Source organism: Novipirellula sp., from assembly GCF_041583735.1.
Classification (GTDB): domain Bacteria; phylum Planctomycetota; class Planctomycetia; order Pirellulales; family Pirellulaceae; genus Novipirellula.
The window spans coordinates 1-19,260 of record NZ_JBFHFD010000010.1; the positions used below are offsets into that span (position 1 = coordinate 1).

Sequence of the window (19,260 nt, forward strand, 5' to 3'; positions counted from 1 at the left end):
CTTGCTGCTGCGCGTACGGTTAAAATCTGCGCAAAGGAATCAGAGCGACCTACAGCAACTGCCGCAGTGACACCAATCGATCAGACAACCGTCAATGTCACCGCGTCAGATTCACCCCGGCCCGGGGACTAAACTGTTACAAAAGGGTCAAGCAAATCAAAAGGGTCAGGCCTCTTTGATTACGCATCGGAGTGCGTTAGAATGACGAGATTACCGACCTTGGGAGAACTCGTTTATGCCAAGACCACCACGAGCCGACGAAGCTGGTGGGCTGTATCATGCTTTGAACCGCGGCAACTTGCGTGCGGAAGTCTTTCATAAGGAAGAAGACTACGCGGCTTTCGAACGGATTCTGTTTGAAGCGTTGCAGATCCATCAGGTGGAACTTTTTAGTTACCAGTTGATGCCTAATCACTATCATGTGGTACTGCGTCCGCTGGTTGATGGCGAGATGAGCCGCTTTATGGGATGGGTCGGAGGGACGCATACGATGCGTTATCACGCCCACTATCACACCAGTGGAATGGGGCATGTTTACCAGCAGCGATACAAGAGCTTTCCGATTCAAGACGACGAGCACTTCTTGGTCGTGTGCCGGTACGTTGAGCGTAATGCGTTAAGGGCTGGTTTTGTTAAACGCGCCGAGCAATGGCGGTGGGGATCGTTGTGGCGCTGGCTTCGCAAACCAGAGCCAAATCCACCACTTCTTTCGTCCTGGCCGATGGCGAGACTGCCGGGCTGGGTCAAACGCGTCAATTCTCCTCTATCTGAAGCGGAACTAGCGGCAGTTCGCTTGTCTGCACAGCGGGGCAAACCACTGGGTGATGATGGATGGGTAGAATCGATTGCTCGTCGACTGAACCTCGAATCAACGATGCGTCCACGAGGACGGAAACGCGTGCGTTTCCCAGACCAAGAAAATAACAAAGAGGGCTAGTCCATTTGGTCATTCCCCTTGGTCGTTTAAACTGCTTGATACGATTGATTTTGACGACGATTGCCCCCAGCAAGAAGACGCTTCGGGTGGTGGCAACGGTCCTTGCCGAGCAGAGGATTGGGTCGAGCGGAGTTGCAAATGACCAGCGATTCGATCGATCACTCGACCGGGAGGTCGCCCAAGAAAAAGGTTACGAATCGAGGCTGTCCAAAATTCGCCAAAAATGACGGAGGCCTTTCTATTGCCGCGAAAATTCTTTGATGGGTACCTCGCTCTTGGGAAACGGATCATGGTATTTGGATAATCCACGATCTCCATACGTCTTCGCCAGTGCAATGAACAGTAAGTGATCTCTCACGAGCCCATTGGTCGACTGCCGATTTCACCTCGAAGTTTCCTGAGGGCAGTATGCCGTCCAAGTAATCGTGCCCCGCCAAGATTCCGCCCGGTCGAACCTTTTTGGACCAGATCTCTAAATGGTCCCAAACCGCTTGAAAGTAGTGCTGTTCGTCGATGTAAACTAAGCACAGGGATCTATCTGCATAATGGCTGGCAGCGTCGGCAGGGACTTCGCGACGGATATGGCAACGACTTGCAAAGCCACCCAGCCGTCGTCGAGTTTCATTATAAGCGTGATCGATCTTCCACTGCGGAAAGTTATTCTTATCGACGTGCAGCGGGTCATCGAGGCGGCACACCCAGGCGTCTATGCAGTCGAGCCGTCGGCACCGCCATCGGCGTAACAACGTCTCGGCAAAGTGGCCGTACTGATCGCCAATCACGACACCGTGGTCCAATAACCAAGCATCGTTTAGCCAATTTCCTAATTGATCACGTTCCGATATGACAGGCGGAGGAAATTCCCACTTTGGGTTGTTTACTGCTATGTTCGACCGCTGTGCTCCGTTGATTGTTAGCTTGCCACCTGCAGCGGTTCTCTCAGCCGGACAGGGATCGGGCAGCAATTTGTATAGATACTCTATCAGTACCGGACCAAACGCATCGTCGTCAAAGTTGAGAAAGGTCTTCTCGCGACACGCCGATTCCACATGCTCTTTTGTCGGCTGCTCTCCGTGGAACCCGACATATCGCCCTTCATCGCCACGATGGACCAGACCCATCCTGTCATGAAGAAAAGCATGGTTGAGCACCGCGGTTGGCCCCAACATCCCATACCACCGATCTTCGGTAATGAAATCACGAAAATCTTTAAAAGCATTTTGGATCCAATGCTTCCGATAATAGGTTGGCGTGTGCGTCTCGAAGTTGTAGGTCGGATAGCCAAGACGAACCAATAGGTCAAAAGTGCGCCACAAGGATTCTGCCCACAGTCCGGTTCCCCTATTTTTTACGTTTCTTAAGTCGTCAATGTATCTGGTTGACCGTGCTGATTCTGGGCTGAGTTCGTCCAAACAAATGAAATCGTCACAAAGCCATATATATTCATCATCAAGATCGGGGATCTGCGAAGAGGCCTCTAGCATGATGAAAAAGTTCGTCAGGGGCGTCCGATAGGGGCCGAGTTCGGCCATCGCCTCATGAGGGACATGCTCGGCAAATGTTTGGTTCTCGGCAAGAAAGCCGGGCCGATCGCCGAAAATCCAGATCTTGTTCAGCCAAGGCGCGTGCGCAGCCAGACTGCGGAGGGAAAATCGAAGTTCCAGGTCGTCGTGTTCGCTGTGACGATAAAAATAAAGTGCATCCACATGCAGCCCTCCAGGAAATTCCCGAACGATGTCGACGATCGGAAGCGAAGTTCAAGAACATTGGTGCTATCTTAACGAACCACAGACTCTATCACGACACGGCGATGTCCCGAGTATCGCTGATTTACAAGTTGTCCGTCGGCTTCCGTCAAGCTTCGCTAAAGAACGAAGATTTGCGTGGTTTGCGATGCGTAGGATTAACAGTCGTCTGTTGAGCTCGTGGGATTAGTGAGTTTGGGGACTCTAGCGTCCGCCCACGCGGTCAGTTCGGGCGTCTGGGACACGATCGACTACACATTGCTACTGATGCGGACGCACACCGCGTCGTGGACGTGGGTGGCGTCACGGGCGGCGTGCCTATTGCGATTGGTCATCGGCTCAAGGTCTGGTGCACTGCGTAGTTTCTGTCCGTGAACCTGACGCCGCCGTCGCCGCACATACCCGGTAGCCCATTGGACATCCAGCTACCTAATAACACGACGGCGGCGTCAGATCCACGCCCCACCTCGCAGCATCCGGTGGCTTAAGGTGCTGCATCAATGGGGTAAGCGGGCGTATCTACCGGCCAGCGTACCGGCTGCACATTGCATTGCAACGCACTGTGTCAGAGCCCGCACACTACCGCAACTAGCACCCGCGCCAACTCGCGTTTACGCTGTTGGGCTACAGGTTCGACGGGCCGGGGTGGGGTTGTGCTCCGTGATTCACGAGCCCAAAGATGACCGTAAAAACACAACCTCGTTCTGGTGCGTATTGGTCGGGATCGGGGCATACCGCTAGCCGGGTCAGTACATTCGTTTGATACACCGGCAGACCGGGCTAGCGTTTAGCTGTTGCAAGGTGCCCTAAAATGGACTGTCCACCGGGTCTCCTCCCTGCCTCCCCTTCACTACTAAGACTTCCACCACATCAGCAGATCACCAAACATCGCGATCAACCGCATACCACTACCAAATAGGTACGCCCTGCCATCTGACGGCGGCGGTGCGGGTGATGGAGTCGGCGTTGGCGGTTGCTTGTCGCACATATTGGGACGTCGTCCTCTTCCCTTTCCGTTCCTGCGCTTACTCATTTTCCACCTCCATTGATTCGGCGATGGCCTGCTCAATGCTAGCAATGACGTCTTCAGCTGCTTCCCGTACTTTTTCCTCGGCAGCCTTGGCGGCAGCAATCAGGTCGGGGATGTATGCACACAACTTGACCCGGGTGTTAGCGTCATACTTATCCAGCGTCTTGTATATGTACTTGTATTCTGCTTCTGGATTCTGGCTGTATTCGTTACATACCTGGATCTCGTTCTCATGGAACGTTAGATAGTAAGTATCACAGTAAATGGGGCATTCCTCATTTTGCAAAATGCAGTCAACGCTTACCATCGTTTCTGGCTCGCGTGCCCCCGGCAATTTTTTCAAATGCTTGGTGGCTGCTGCGATGGACTCGTCCAAGCGGGTCAGGACACTAATGGTATCGCTTGAAACACGACGCCCTTTTTGGGCGTTGGCATTCGCGGCAATCGCATCAGTTTTAGTGGCAATCACCTTGGTCTGAGTCTTTACAAGCTTGACCTGGGCTGTCCTGATGATATCCAAAACCGCAAGCGGCGCATCTTTGATAGTTCCGTCGTTTTTAAGCCACGTGTCCACCTGTTTTTGAGCGTGGGTAGTTAGCGTGGTTGCTTCGACAACGGCCTTCAATTCGTCTTGAAAGCTATCGTGACTTAGGGGGTTCCCATCAAATAATTTTCTGATCTGACGGGCCAATTCGTGGGGTAGGGACGTATCGTCCCCATCCGGTTTTTTCGGCATGTTTGCCACCAGGGTAAATAGGTATCGCGGTTAGGCTTCCTACAGAACACGTCGCTGCCAATCTTCAATACCTCGCACCGGTTAGGGCTGCGGGAAATCGGTTTGGTGGCCGTGGCCCGTTCGTTGCAGGCAGTAGGTTCCAACCTAAATATTCCAGTCTTTCCGCCAAAGTCAAGAAGTTTTTTTCGGATTGTAGGTTTTAGGCGGTCTGTCTGACGCGTGCTCGCCCTGGACCGATTTCACACCGACGACGGCCCCAAACGCAAAACGGTCCGCTCAGGTGCCGTCTTGACGTCCTGGCGGGCCGTCGTCGGTGACGGTGGCGGGGGTGTTTTTAATTGGCGGCCATCATTGCCTCGTCATAGACCCGCGCGACGTGCCATGCGTTGCGTAAACCAAACCGGGACTCACGCGGGCAGGGGGTTTTTATTCGCAGCATGCACTTCAGCAATCATCTCCTCGGTGACCCCGGCGGCTAACCCGTGCCGGGCAATGATCACACCGGGAAGGTAGGGGCTGGTCTCGGCTATGCTGACGCCCGTTAGGGCTGCGGGGTCGATGGCGGGTATCTCCGCTGCAGAGGCTGGAGCATTTACGGTTGGCTCACCGCCTTAGTGGAGGAACGGATTGCTCGTTGCTAATTGTCGATGCCAACACACGCTACGCGAAGCAAGCCTTCGCCGGCATCGTGCTGGTCAGCGACAACGAAAGCTGGATCACCTCGGGACGCCGATTCGCTTACGGCCAAAACGGTTCAACCGGAGTGATGACGCAATTGGAGAATTTCAAGAAGACCCAGCGTGGACTCGGCATTGTCGATCCAAAGCTAGTCTGCATCGACATCCAACCCTACGGAGCCAGCCAGGCACCCGAGCGAGATGACATCCTAAACATCGGCGGCTTCAGTGACGCCGTGTTCAACGTCGTCTCATCGTTCCTAGAAAACGACGCATCCCGCTTCGTCCGCGAAGTCGAATCCGTCGAACTGTAAGTCGAATCCGTCGAACTGTAAGTCGAATCCGTCGAACTGTAAGTCGAAAAACGAACAAAACCGAAACGCCCGCGGCGGAGAAATCCTCCGCAGGCGTTTTTTGCTTGGTTTCCGTCAGGTTCGGTCCAAACATGTTACGGAATAAGTAGTCGCGGTGACAGTGAGTGGGGGCCGAATCCGGGTGTGCTAAACTCCAGGACAGCCGTGCCGCCAAAGCTACTTGCGTTGTGGTAGTAGTGATGGTGCTTCCCGAGGCCATCGAGCGCAAAGCGATAGGCCAACTGGTGTGGTAGGTCAGCATACCCTTTCCCAAGCAAGTCGGCTGTCGGAAGCCAATCGTAGAGGTAACGGCATTCATCAAACGGGATCACGTCTAAGTACATTTCCTTTGTCTTCGCCGTGTACCGCCAACGGCGGGTCTGAGCGACGTTGTAGTGCATCGGATAGGCAACTTGATTCAGGAGCAGCTCAAAGCCTGTGTGCCGAGATACGGGATCGCAAAAATTGAACATCTTGCCGTAGCGTGTGAATCCTTTGAGAGCCTTCTTGAAGCCCTCCTTGTCAAAGCGGTCGTAGTCGCGAAGCAGTTCGATTACTTCTATCGCGTTTTCGACAGTATCCGCGTTAAAGCCACGGCCCGCGCTTTGCTGCTTCCATACCGACGCCCACTCTTGCCGCCATTCTTGAGCGTGTCCGCGTCGCCCATTCAAGAGCTGAAGCGTCCAGAACAACGGGTTGTTGTTCGGTTCCTCCAATCCTGGCATGGGATGATCAAGGTCGTCCTCAATTTCGTCGTCAAGGCCTGCAACTACGCTGTCCAACGATGCTTCCTTGAAGATGCTTAGTGCGGATCGAAAATCAGGGGAATTTCGGCCAGCAAAGAACTTCTCAAAGAATCCGCCACTGCAAAACCGATTCCAAGGAATGATTGAAACCGCAAGGTCGAAAATCTGTCGCGTGATATACTGACTGTAATACGAATCGAGATTCTGCTCGACCATATCTGAGAATGTTGTCTCCTCATCATCGTCTTGCTTGTCAAAGGCAAGTCCCTCCTGTGTCAATAACCGGATGTTCTCTGCTTCGGCCTCGCCGTCCCACTCAAGCCACGCCTTCGGATACAAATATGCGCTCACCAGAAACTTGAACCGTTGTCGAAGTTCGTGGTCGTCGGCGTCAGGAGCAGAAAAGTTTGTGATCAGAACTCCAGGCGAATTCAGGCGATGGTGTCTAAAAAGCGTTGACAATGTTTGCAGGGTTTTCTGGCCGTTGCTCGGTAGCGGCGCGCAAGCATCGAAATAGACGATGTCGAATTGCCTTGGAACGTCCTCAAAGAATTGTTCAATCTTCCCTTTTTGCACTTTCAAGTATGGAAAGCCGCTATTACGGACGGTCGAAATCGCTTCTTGGTAATGCCGGTTCTCTAACTCGAACGCCCAAATGTTTTGTGGTTGTACTCCGAGCCCTGTTAGTGTCTCAAGGTCACTTGTAGGATCTGGACCGCACAAATAGCAGACAGACAGATCACTCGCAGTCTTTCGCCCATTGACGGATCGGTGGAGTCGCGTCCAGCTCTCGATGGTATTGTCGTCGAGTTGTGATGCTAATGCCCTGTCGTGCCTATTCTCGCAGCGTAATAGCACCTCGCGAACCGCGGAGACATAGTTTTCAGGAACACAGCAGGCTTCATCCCTTCGTTGCGTCAACAAATCTACCGCATGAGACAGCGAAAGCCTTCGTGCCGTATTCTTGGTTGGTTGATCATAATTTGTCATCACTGCTCACACGATGAATTCACTTGAAATGTACGCCGCTCGCATCGGCCTGTAGTCCAGCATCAGCGAAATGACGAGAAACGGGACGCTTCGGTTCACTCCAATTCGCGGAGTGACAAATCTGAATTAGGCAACTGGCTTTGAGAGGATGTTCTCTAGCTGCTTCGTAGTTGCAACCACACTGATGTCCCTGTGGGGATCGGCTTTGTTGACAACGCTCTTGGCTCTATTCGCAAGATTCACAAGCCTTCGGTCATGCGACATGAATACATTCATCCGTGCCAGCATCACTGCATGATCACAATCGAAAGTAAGTCCCGCCGTTGGTACTTCACCCTGCCTAAGGCACATTTCTATTTCGCTGATTGCAACCAGGGATGGGATCCGCGAAATGAGAAGCATGTTTTGGCCAAAACGCTTGATCAATATTGCAAGTGCCATACTTACTACTTCTAAGTTTCCAACGCACTGATCGTCATCGTCTGGTCCAGGGAAGGGGACTGCGTTCGGCCCCGAGACTCGCATTATATCGGACCATTGATTCTTAATCTGAACAATGTCGAACGTCAGAAGCAATCGCCAAGGATCAGAGAATACGATCGATAAACATTGTCCCAGCTCAGCAGCGCCATACGACAATGCGATCATTTCTTTGTTCTTTTCAAGTCGTGTACGTTGAGTCTTATCCAAAGCACAACCTTCGTTGATGTTGGCTTCTATTTCCGTGTTAATTTGTTGGATCGACATCGCGTCGACATCAGCAAACACATCACTCGAAGTCACACGGAAGTTTTTCGCGCAATCAATTACATCTTGCAAGAAACTTACTGGTGCTCTGCAAAAACGAGAATGCAACAGCCTGCTCGTCAATTTTGTTCTCTGCAACTCCTCCAAACTCTCGGGCCGATCAAACATTCGATAGCCAGCAAGTATGCCGAGCACGCCCGTAAACAATTCTTGATTGTGCTTTTGCTCAAGATCAAAATATTCTTCTGTCTTAATCGATCCGGGCGCTATCCGTGCAAGAGCAGTCATGAAGTCCTTAACGACGATGAACTCGAAGCTCGGAGCCATTCTCTGTGCTCCAATCATTTCCAATGCATTCCTTGCTAGTTTTATTCGCAAATCTAGCTTTGGAGTGTCGATTATTTTTCCGCTGTCGTCGTAGTCAGCGCAGAGAAATGTCTCAAGAACCTGAGTTGGGCAAGTCCAAATTTCAGCTCGTCCATCATCAACAGCCGATTTGAGCAATTTACCTGCGCCGATCTCGTACCAAGGAGAATCACCCTGGACAAGGCTGCTGTGAACGCACTGATCCAAATACACTTTTCGTGTCATATATCTACCGAAGTCAGAGGTCGAAGAGTAACACAGGTCGTTCAAGGCTCTGTGATAGCGTTTTTTCTCAACTAATTCCGATTGCTTGCAAGTACGCCGCGGACTGGATGCGATCCAACAAGTGTTGCTGCAACACTTCTCGTTCTACCCAACGTGGCATAAGTGGTTGAAACTTAGTTAGACGGTAATTGGGAATGGCAGCGGTGATCGAGGTGTGGAGGGCTTCGTTTGACCAGAAGTCGTCGGTGGAGATCTGGGCGATCGCTTCGCCTAGCCACGCTGATGTTGGACTGCCGCCTCGGATCTTGATGGCGTAGTTGTCGGGGGTGAACGTCCAGGTTGGCTCTAGGAACGCCAGGGCGTAGCGAAGGGTCGAATTGATCCGGCCTCCCGCGAACGTCCACCAGCGAAGCTCGTGGGTGTCTCCATCGATGCCTCCACGCTTCGGCGTGAGGAAGCCACCTAGATTGCGACGCTCCTCGTGCAACACTTCACGTGATTCAGTTTCGAGATACGGATAGTCTTCGGTTGACGTGAGGACTTGCAGGACTTGTTGGCACAGATCGTAGCCGAGGAATTGTGGCAAGAAGCCGCCCCAAGAGGGTTGTCGTCCCATCGAGGTCGGGATGACGAAGATCCGGCGATCGTCATGGTTGATTTGGTGGACTGCCCACGCTCGCCCGCCAAGCAAAAAGCTGCTGACGTCTTCGACGAGTCGGTCGACGAAGTCTTGGGTGAGAGATCCAACAGGCTGTCCGGCGAGCGTCATCACGGCATAAGTTCTTGGTGTCGAGAATACCGCGAAGAGCTCCATAAAGTTACGACGTCCGAATCGTCGCTCGGCAGTCGGGCCGAGCGAGAGAAGGCCGCTGGAGAGGATCATCGAGCCGTCTTGGATCATCCAGGCGATAAGGCGGTCGAACTCTTCGCGATGGATGCCGCAGAAATTCGGCAATCGGGACAAGTGTTCCCATGCCTGCTCGGGACGCAGACCGCCGGTCGAAAGCGACATCGCGAGCAACTGGTGGATCAAAACCGGCCAACAACGGTCGTTCACTTCGATGCTTTCCACCCAGCCAGTTTTCGCAAGCTCAATGATCGCGATCGCTTGCAGAACGCCTTCGCTTGTCTCGCAATAGAACGTTGTATTAGCGGGCGTGTCGCCCCGGCGTCCTGTACGTCCCATCCGCTGCATGAAGGAGCTGACCGTGTCCGGTGCCTCGGATTGCAAAACGTAGTCTAAGTCGCCGACGTCGATGCCAAGTTCCAACGTCGAAGTACAGACGATGCAGGCGTCGCTGCCGCTATGGAACTGTTCTTCGGCGAATTGACGTTCTTCCCTGGAGACAGCACTGTGGTGCACGAAGACCTCTGTACCTTCACGTCGCATCTGTTCGGCGACCGCTTCGGACGTCGCACGCGATTGGCAGAAGAATAGGCTCTTGGAACCGCGAGCCTTCCGCGACGCTTCGTTTGCGATTGAAGCCAATCCATCGCGGTGGAAGATTTGCAACTGGCGTCTTGATGCCTTCTTGGGCGGATCCACAACGACGCCTTCTCGCTGTGAACTGCCCTTGAGCCATGTGAGGATCGCCTCGGGGTTACCGACTGTCGCACTGAGCCCGATGCGTTGCAAATCGTGTTTGGAGTGAATTGCGATTCGCTCGATCACGCTCATCAGGTGAGCGCCCCGATCGCTTCCGGCAATGGCGTGGATTTCGTCGATGATGACATAACGCAGTTCGCGAAAAAGAGTCTCTTCATCGACGCTCTGCGACACCAGCATCACTTCCAACGACTCGGGAGTCGTCATCAGCAACTCGGCCGGCTCTTTCTTGAACTTGTTGCGTTCGTTCGTCGGCGTATCACCGTGCCAGACGAAGCGGCGCAGGCCGACCATTTCGGTATACTGGTCCAAGCGATGGGACTGGTTGTTTAGCAGCGCCTTGATCGGAGCGATATAGATGGCGCCAACGCCATCGACCGGATCGTTGACCAGTCCCGATAGTGTTGGAAAGATCGAGGCCTCAGTCTTGCCGCCCGCCGTGGGAGCAAGCACAACCGCGTTCTTGCCAGCAAGGATCGCCTCGCCAGCCAGCTCTTGAACTGGTCGCAGGCTCGTGAATCCGAGACGTGAAACAATAGCCTCTTGCAAACGAGGGGCGAACTGAGAAAAGACGCTCACCAAATATCCTCAGCAACAGGCGGTTCGCCATTATCCTCGCCATTATCCTCTCCATCGCCCTGTGTGAGCGTTTTTCCACTGAGCGCCAATTGTTCTTCGGACGTCAGATCTTGCGGCTCGAATCCGTACTCCGTCATCGGATCGTAGTCCTCGTTCTCATCCACCAAATCTAACTGCGTCACAAACTGGCGAAGGAATTGTCGTGGTACAACACCAACGTCCCCCTTAAAGCCCTTCGTGACCTCGTCGACCAATCGGTCGATGAATTCGATGCTGACTTTGCTGTCGATACGAGATTGGTCGTTGGTCGGATAAAGTTCACGGAGTTTAACCGCGACGCTCCGCAAACGATCGGCGTCGAATGGAGTTAGCTCCAATTGAGCTTGCCGAAGGCTGGCAAACCGTCCTTGTTTCATGAATTGAATGCGGTCGTGCAGCGGCACGAGTCCAGCAACGCCCTGTCGCGAATCGAAGAAGTCCGGCGTTCCCGTGAATACCCATAGCAGTTTCGGGTAGGATCCCGCAGCATCGGCAATCTGCCGGATCCCATTGAGCGACTTGTGACGCGAGTCCTTACGCATGCGAAGGATGGTTTCCGCTTCATCAATCACGATCACCAAGCCTTTGTAGCCCGCCGCCTTAACGATCTCAAGCACACCACGAAGGTAGTCCAATGCGTCGCGACTGGTGATGTCACCCTTGATACCCGCGGCCTTCTTGGCCGACGCAGCCACGTTGCCGCTGCCACAGAGCCAAGAGATCAATGAGCCGGCTTCCGCGGCATTGCCCTGTTGTTTGAGATCAAAGATCGTTTGGATGACACGAATGAAATCTTGAGGCGCTTGTCCGCCTGTCATCGATGCCAGGTCATCGTCAAGTCGCTTGCGGACCTTGGCGTCGAAGTCATCCGCGTTTTCGTCTTCACCCGTCGCGATCAACGCATCTTCTACCTTGCCGATCCAGCGGTCCAGGATGTCGCCCATTGCACCGCGCGGACACACATTCGTGCCAAGTTCGATCATTACCTTTCTGTATACGTCATCGAAGCGATGGAAACGCAGATCATTATCGGATACGACAACAAAGCTGGTCGCAAAGCCATGACTCTGCGCATCCAAAAGGGACAGTCGAGCCATAAACGTTTTGCCGCAACCATAGCCGCCGCGCAGAAACTTGATCGTGCCCTCGCCGTCTCGCGCCAATTCCAGTTGGCGTTCCATCTCACCGCGAAGCTTCTCGATACCGACTGCAAACGCGTCGATGCCACGTTCGGGGACCAAGCCCTTGCGAAGCGACTCGAAAATATGCTGAATGTCCCGGTTGGTCATTGCCGTCATGATGCCTCTGTATCCTTTCTAATCTTGTACTCCGTTTCGTGTTCACGGACATATCGCTTGACGCCGCCGATCACATCAATGCGAGCGGAGAACGGAGCCTTTTCAGCGAAAGCTTCAAACTTCGATGAGAATCGGCGTGCCTGTCGCGTGCCACCCAGCAAAGACGCCGCTTCCTCCTCGGTCACTGTACCGTGCTTTTCGAGATGATTGAAGAACTGGCGAACCTCGTCGTTTTCCAACTCATAAAGCCACGAACTTGCCTCGATCTCGTCGACAATAGGCGTGGTCGGAGTTTTCTCGATCTCAGGTTCGGTCTTTGCCTCAACGCCGCCAACCACTGTCACCGTAAAGCGATCGGGTAGCGGCAATGGCGTGACATCCGCATCTGCCGCCGGGTGATACAACTCGACACGCACTCGACCGTCCACGTTACCTTTGAGTCGAAAGAATACCTCGAACGGCGAACCTGGAGTGGTGATGGCCACACCACCTTGCTTTTTGGCGTTCTCACCGCGGACCGACACCAATTCCAACGAGACACCATCGGCTTCCACCGGTCGCAACGACGCGGTCAACTTCAAACCTTCCACGAAACCCAGCGAAGCTTGCTCGCTGACGGGAGTCAATGTCGCGGTGACGCAATGCATATCGGCAACTGCCTCTTTTCGCATCACATCCGTGAACTCGTAACGTTCATTCTGTCCTCCGACGGCCACGCGGTGACTGATCGTGACAACCGGGATCAATCGTTCTTGCAACGAATTCCCCCCATGCAAATAGTTCAGCGACTTATTGCCAATATCAAACGCCGCAGTGCCCATTGGAAAGAATAAATGTTGGTCGCAGCCCTCGTAACCAAGATCGGAAAGAGGCACGCGAGCCTCGCCTTCGTGATCTGCCGATGGTGGACGCAGCACGTGCCGTCGTCTTGGGTCCACCTTTCGTCCGTGCGATTGAACTTCCGACAATCCGTCACGAAGCAGGAATCCATGATCGGCAGTCAAGACGAATTGTTTGACGCCCGCCTCACGCAACAATTGCCAAGCCGCACGGATACTTTGCATCGCATAGTCAAACACAACCGCCCCAAGATCCTTCTCGCCGGCATCGTCGATCTCTTGGCTATGCACATAGATCAGCTTGGCACCCGCGATCTTTCGACGAAGCTGCTTCTTATCCAGTCCACTGATCTCTTGCAAAGTCAGCATCGGGCATGTCCGCCCGCCGACCTTTTCGTGCATCGCCCGTTTTCGACTGGCAGGATCCTTCACTTGAAACTGACCGGAATGGAAACTTCGCACCGAACCGTTCTTCACGTCCGGCGTCATCTTTCCCTTGTGATTCACCGGGGCAAGTGCGTTCATGCCCACCGACGTCACCGTAGGCAGTTCCGCCAGTCGGCCGTTCAAATGGACCGTCGTTGCCTTGGCGGACTCAAACTCGTCCATTAATTCCGTCGCCATTTCGAAGCGAAACGCGTCAACTGCGAAGACCGCGACCGCATCCCCGTTTTTGCACAGGGGAACCACGATATCGTCGAAAAAGTCCCGCTGGCGATACTCCGGATCCGGCAAGAAACCGTAGGACTGACAGAATTGATTGAACTCGATCGCCCAGGCATCCGCCCAATCACGCCACAACGATCGCATTGCGTCGAGCGGCTGACGAACGTCGTAATAGCGAGGCAAACTCGGGAACAGCAAACTACGTCGTTGTTGTTCCATTTGGCGATGGGCTCGATCGACGGCCGCACCGTTTGCAATATAAATTTCGATCGCGTCGGTCAGACTATGGAACTCGCCAAGACTCGGTCCCGCCTTCTCGATCGCCGCACCCAACACCGCGGCTGACAGCAACAGGCGCCACGAGCTTTCACGCTGGGGATCTTCCTGCAGCCAGAACGACCGGCCATCCAACCGGCGATTCGCCCAGGTTTGAGCGAGATCCCATTTCTTTTCGTTGATCGCGGCGAGCGTGCCATTAAAGATCTCCTGTTCTTCAAACTCGAACGTATCCACCTGGCCCAGGTCTTCGGCGGTGGCCGATTGCTTTTCGACTTCTAAGAAATTCTCGGTCTCATTCGCTGTTCGCAAGTAAAACTTCACATGCTTCCCTCGCAGGTGGCTCGCCACCGAGCGACATGCCTGCTTCAACGCCGTACTCAATCCGGCAGCGCCCGCCAGCTTCGGATCCACCGGGTCTCGATCCAAGTCATCCACGTACTCAACCGCCATTGCCCACGCCGCAGCGGTGAAGGCGATATCCTTCGCGCCAATTTCGGTTTCGTTGCGTTGGCTTTCACGCAGTAAGTCCGAACGCCATTCTTCCGGTAGCCCCAGCGTCGCACCCAAGCGGTTCCAAACCGGTTTCAAATCCGTGCCATCATCGACACGATCTGCAACGGAGTCGGGCATAGGAGTAGCACTGAGCAAATCATCGAGCAATGATTCTGGGGACAAAGTGTGCAGTTGGGCTGCGATCGAGTTGCCGCCCGATCGCAACATATCGGCAAGCCACTCGTCTGCAGTGGCAATCGACGTCTCGCCATCGGAGAGGAACGCCTTGATCTGTTCCGGCGTCACGTTTCCCGTTGCGGCCTCTGTCACCAGCGTGGAGTATCGTTTTTCGAAACTGCGGCCGGCAAGATACAGTTCCAATATTGGCGTCTGCTTCACCGAGTCACGGTTGAAGCCCGGCATGTGAACGACCATCGGATGGCGGCTGGGCGAGCTGCTAACCATTCGCAGGTCAAACAGCAATTGCAGATGGCTGCCGCGAAACGCATGCACCGCATAGGGCAACTTGCCATCGGCGTGCATCAGAGCGAGCGAGTCGACAAAGTCGGTGTAGATGCTGCCGGCGTCCAACCAAATCACAATGTCATGTTGACCGATCAAATCGCGCAGTTCCAACTCCAGTGCCTTGGAGACGGGGCCGTGACGTCGGGCAGGTGTGATGGTGTCCGTCATGCTTCCTCGATCGCCTCCTGCCATCCGACCAAGTAGCCAGAGTCACCACCGCGGTTCTGCAGTAGCTTGTTGCGCCCCGTGGCTTTTTGAGGCGTGGCTTTGAGTAGTTTGGCGCGGGCGGGATCTTCGTCGGGGGCGATCAGGCGGAAGCCGAATTCTTGTTTGGTAATGATGCGAGTTTCCATTTCCCAACAGGCTTCGGGCTCGGCGGACCAGAGACCGGGCTCGAGGATCGTCAATTCGCGAAGGATTTTCCCTTCGGCGTCTTTTCGGCGGCGGTGGACTTCTTTCTCGATCGCCTCAATGGCCTCGAGCGGTTCGTCGCGGAGGTAGGCGGCGCGATGTTCGGTGTCGCCTCCGTCCAATTCGTTCCCTCTCCCCTCGGGGAGAGGGCTAGGGTGAGGGGGATATGGAGCCTCTTCAATGCGGAAGTCAGGTGCAATTTCATCTTGCAGGCGCAGTTCCCATGCCCAGGCTCGGGCCGGGTGGTATTTCCAGAAACACCCGTGGGCGACCCCCAAAGATGGATCCTCCTGGCATTTCGCGTCGACGCGAGTCGGCCAGTACCGCATCGCTAGGTGCGACCAGTCGTAATCCTTATTGCCCTTGGGGTTGGCCAGGGCGAGTTGTTTCCACCACTTCTTGGGATCTTTCCATTGTGGTTCGAGCAGCGGCCACAGGGCGGCGCTGTTGATCATCACGCCGTCGTCCAGGTCAGGATCGTAGCGGGCGTCGACTTCACGCTTCGGGCAATCTTGGTCGGTTGGTGGCGGACCTTTTTCGCTGCACTGATTCAGCATGGCGATGAACTCGTCCAGTTCCTCTTTCCAAGCTTTAACTTTCACGAACCGAGCGTCAGTATCCTTGTCACCGCGATTGTTCCGCAAGTCTTCCAATTCACCGTCAAGTCGCGGCAGCGCGCCGGTCTGCAAGTGATCGGCCAGCAAATGACGAAGCGTGTTAGCGTCCCAGCGATGGATGTTTATGAAGGCAACGAAGGTCTTATTCTTTGACGATATTGGCCAGTGGATCGGCCGCTTCTCGTACATGTCACTGTGAACGGACTTGAAAAAATCAAGCCTCAACCACTGACGTAAACTTCTACGCGTATTCAATTGCGGTCCTTGGTCCGCCCAAGCCGCATGCACTGGAGCGGCTGCCATGTGTCCAAGGCTGTCACGATCATCGTTTTCATCAAGAGAATCATCAAGAAAGAGAATGCCATGGGGCAAAGCGTGATCCAGAGAATTGTTTCGCGGATCAAGGATTCCCTCGCCATCGGTGCCAAACCGTCCCAATGCGACGCCAACAGCAAAACTTACGTGCGCGGTTGGCGACTCCATATCGCGTTGCTCGACGTAGTGGAGCAAGGAAGCATCGTCCGGGCGATCAACGGCACTTTGCGCCCACTCCTGGCACGCTCTCCAGGAAGTTCCTCCTATATCCTGGAATTCCACCGACGTTTCGCGGTGACGCTCATGAGACGAGAAGCCATTCTCCAATACAGCGAGAATCCTATCTGCATGCTCAATCTCGATAAGAGGCAATCGATTGACATCACCAACCTGGAAGTCCAGTCCAGGATTCAGTGACTCTAGGACATTGCGAGCGAAATTAGAATTCATGGCGCAAACAGTCGATGCCAAGTCGACTGGAAAAACTGAAGAGCCCTTCTTGCCCATGATCGCGGTGCGTCGGAACACCCTTGCGGAGAACCTAGTCCCAATTGGCGTGTACGCTACACCACGTCGAAAGTAAAAGTCTTCATTTTGAATAACTCGACTAAAACTACCGTAAAGAGACTCGTTTAAAACTTTCATTTCAAGGCCGTTAAACGACCACACGCAGCGCTCGTCACAAGGGTCAAACCATTCCATGCCCTGTGCGCCTGTGACGTAAGGCGACCAACGTTCCGATCTTGTGCTCAATTCCCAGTGGAGACGCAGAAACCTTGCATTATTGCTTGTGCAAAGGCCAGTGCGAACGGGCGCAACGTCGCCGAGTTTATCGTGCGACTGGTAGATTTCGTGAATATGTCTATCCCACCAATACACAAGTGGCCATTCGGGAACGGACCTCAACTCAACAGGATCAAAGGCAACTTTCCCAGTCTGACAGAGTGTCGCTGCTCGCTTGCGGTGAGTCCTAAGGTTATCGCGAGTGCGATCGTTTCTGGGCGTAGGACAAACTGCAATGCTCGTTGTAGTACTAGTTCGCTTCGCGAAGGAAGCGACGGCAACGCTAACAACTTCGTCGGGAACATCTTCAAATGCACCGCGATCAAAGTCCCCTATTGAACATAAGTCGCAGGTTTCCAATAGATGCTTACGCAGCCTAGAGTACTGCTTTATGAACATCCAGTTTCGCATAGTGAGCATCGACGAAACACCGTCGTCACGTGCGAGTTCCAAACCGCGAAGAAGGAACGCAGCAAATAAATCAGCCTTTCCAAGTGAATAGTTCTGGCCAATGTACTTTGACGCAGCGAGTTTACTTGTCCCTTGATACGGTGGATTTGCCACAACGAGATCGTAGAGGCCTTCTTTGACGATTCGCATAAATCGCACTCCAGCGGCTAGTTGCTCTCCATGTAAACGCAAGCCGAGTTCATCTGCCCCCGAATGCTTGTCCAAGAACGTCTCGATCGCGGCGAGCAAATCTCTCGTTGCTCGCTCTTTTGGAAACGGTAGGTTCTGCTGTTCCAGTCGTCCGTCGGGGAACATCTTGAGTTGCATCGCGTTCCCTTCCCAACCGATCTCGACTGAGTAGCTCTCAATCGCTTCGTCTATCGCTTTGTCGATCTTCAGCAAACTGCCCAAATGATCCGCCCCGCGAAGGGCTTCAATAATTTGGTTGGTTAGCTCAGCGGGAATACCCGTTTCTTTCTCGACGGTGTCGCGAAGTTCGACGAGCGCCGGGTCCTTTTCGGGTAATTGTGCGATGCCGAGGTTCGATGCGACGAGATTCAACCGAGATGGGTGAGCGCCGGCACATTTCGATTTGGCTTTGATCCACAACGCTGCTGCCGCGATTTGGACAGCTCGTGGATCGAGGTCAATGCCGTGCAGGTTGTTTTCAAGGATGGATTCGACGATGGCTCGTGACGACCATTTTTGTTGATCGCCTGATTCGCCGCGGTGGCTTGCTTCTTCCTCGTACAGTGCATATAGCAAGTCAAAGGCGACAATTAGAAAGTGCCCTGATCCAACGGCGGGATCCAGAATTTTCAACTCCCGAACCGACTCGGGAGCGTGCTCGACCGCATCACCGGGAATCTGCTGCGGAACGTAGTACGCCCAGCGATGTTCTAGTTCCGTTTCTAGCGGCATCAGGTCGGTCAACTCGACTTCACCGGCGTCGCGCCGAGATCGCCAATCGAGCCGTCGATTCTCCAACGCCGCGAGCGTTCCGGTTGATTCAGCCAGCGGTGTCCAGGCGTGCTTCTGGCACATCGCCAACCACATCGGGCCGAGGCTGTTTTGCAACAGCCAATCGACCATGTAACGCTCGGTGAACATCTGTGTCTTGCTGGCGATCTCGTAGGGTTCAATCTTGCCGCCGTCGTTGATTTTCTTATCCAGCTTCTCACGCTCGGGATCGTTCCAGTACTGATACACCCAACCGAGCGTCATGTCATCGGTCCAGCACGATTCCAGCTCAGCACCTGCAAACGCGTCGATCACGGCTCGCAGGGTTTGTGTCCGGATCGGAATGTACTCCGACATTCCGGCGTCGCCATACAAGCCGGGCATGTCGATCGCGAGATCGTCGAACACCATCCGAAGCCAGAACGATAGACCTTCGGTGTCGTCGTTCTCGACAATCTCTGCCGAGAAGTATCGAAGGTTGCCAAACACATCGCTCTGCCAGCCTTTGGCGACCAGATCGCCATTGTGCAGCCCACCGGCTTCCATCAGCCGCAGGATCAGCAATCGGTTCAGTAGTGTGTAGGCGGCCTGCTTCTCCAAGTCGCGGCGAAAGTCCTCGGCAGTACGCTTATTCTTCTTGCCAGCCTCTCCACGGACTTGCTCGGCTGTCCAAGCCTCAATCCGTCGCCGCCGCGTCGCATTGGCTTCGCTGAGTCGAGCTTGGTCGATGCGTCGGATGGAATACTTGTAGGTCGAGTCGTTGGCAGACTTGAAATCTTCCAGCAGTCGAGTACGAAGGGAGCGGATCGTTTTGGAAAGTTGGCCTTTGGCCTCGGGGGTCATCGTCAT

General features: G+C 54.0%; 11 protein-coding genes. 2 read left to right on the plus strand and 9 right to left on the minus strand.

The window, feature by feature from the left end; translation table 11 throughout:
- Positions 1-235 precede the first annotated feature (235 nt).
- Positions 236-937 (plus strand): transposase, encoded by a 702-nt coding sequence (locus tag ABX962_RS01810; RefSeq protein ID WP_372716061.1) that lies wholly within the window; start codon positions 236-238, stop codon positions 935-937.
- Positions 938-1,224: 287 nt separating this feature from the next.
- On the opposite strand, the gene ABX962_RS01815 is transcribed toward ABX962_RS01810, so the two are convergent.
- From ABX962_RS01815 to ABX962_RS01825, 3 genes are all read right to left on the minus strand, one after another.
- The gene (locus ABX962_RS01815; protein WP_372716063.1) at positions 1,225-2,469 is read right to left on the minus strand and encodes a class I SAM-dependent methyltransferase; all 1,245 of its coding nucleotides are present in this window, start codon (positions 2,467-2,469) and stop codon (positions 1,225-1,227) included.
- 1,066 nt (positions 2,470-3,535) lie between these two features.
- Positions 3,536-3,715, minus strand: a complete 180-nt coding sequence (locus ABX962_RS01820; protein ID WP_372716065.1) for a hypothetical protein — start codon at positions 3,713-3,715, stop codon at positions 3,536-3,538.
- Complete coding sequence (locus ABX962_RS01825) at positions 3,708-4,448, minus strand: hypothetical protein (protein WP_372716067.1); 741 nt, start codon at positions 4,446-4,448, stop codon at positions 3,708-3,710. Before ABX962_RS01825 ends, ABX962_RS01820 begins: the two co-directional genes overlap by 8 nt.
- Positions 4,449-5,082: 634 nt before the next feature.
- Here ABX962_RS01825 and ABX962_RS01830 point away from each other — a divergent pair.
- Positions 5,083-5,439 carry a hypothetical protein gene (locus ABX962_RS01830; protein ID WP_372716069.1) on the plus strand — a complete coding sequence of 119 codons (357 nt, stop codon included), beginning with the start codon at positions 5,083-5,085 and terminating at the stop codon, positions 5,437-5,439.
- 134 nt (positions 5,440-5,573) lie between these two features.
- Here ABX962_RS01830 and ABX962_RS01835 read toward each other — a convergent pair whose 3' ends face one another.
- From ABX962_RS01835 to pglX, 6 genes are all read right to left on the minus strand, one after another.
- Positions 5,574-7,214, minus strand: coding sequence for a hypothetical protein (locus ABX962_RS01835; protein WP_372716071.1), 1,641 nt, complete (start codon positions 7,212-7,214; stop codon positions 5,574-5,576).
- A gap of 126 nt (positions 7,215-7,340) precedes the next feature.
- Positions 7,341-8,552: a hypothetical protein gene (locus ABX962_RS01840; RefSeq protein ID WP_372716073.1), complete on the minus strand. Its 1,212-nt coding sequence runs from the start codon at positions 8,550-8,552 to the stop codon at positions 7,341-7,343.
- A 67-nt stretch (positions 8,553-8,619) separates the two neighbouring features.
- Positions 8,620-10,737, minus strand: a complete 2,118-nt coding sequence (locus tag ABX962_RS01845) for a DEAD/DEAH box helicase (RefSeq protein WP_372716075.1) — start codon at positions 10,735-10,737, stop codon at positions 8,620-8,622.
- The gene (brxD, locus tag ABX962_RS01850) at positions 10,734-12,074 is read right to left on the minus strand and encodes a BREX system ATP-binding protein BrxD (protein WP_372716077.1); all 1,341 of its coding nucleotides are present in this window, start codon (positions 12,072-12,074) and stop codon (positions 10,734-10,736) included. The genes ABX962_RS01845 and brxD overlap by 4 nt, the downstream gene beginning before the upstream one ends.
- Positions 12,071-15,043 carry a BREX-6 system phosphatase PglZ gene (gene pglZ, locus ABX962_RS01855; protein WP_372716079.1) on the minus strand — a complete coding sequence of 991 codons (2,973 nt, stop codon included), beginning with the start codon at positions 15,041-15,043 and terminating at the stop codon, positions 12,071-12,073. The genes brxD and pglZ overlap by 4 nt, the downstream gene beginning before the upstream one ends.
- Complete coding sequence (pglX, locus tag ABX962_RS01860; protein ID WP_372716081.1) at positions 15,040-19,260, minus strand: BREX-6 system adenine-specific DNA-methyltransferase PglX; 4,221 nt, start codon at positions 19,258-19,260, stop codon at positions 15,040-15,042. The genes pglZ and pglX overlap by 4 nt, the downstream gene beginning before the upstream one ends.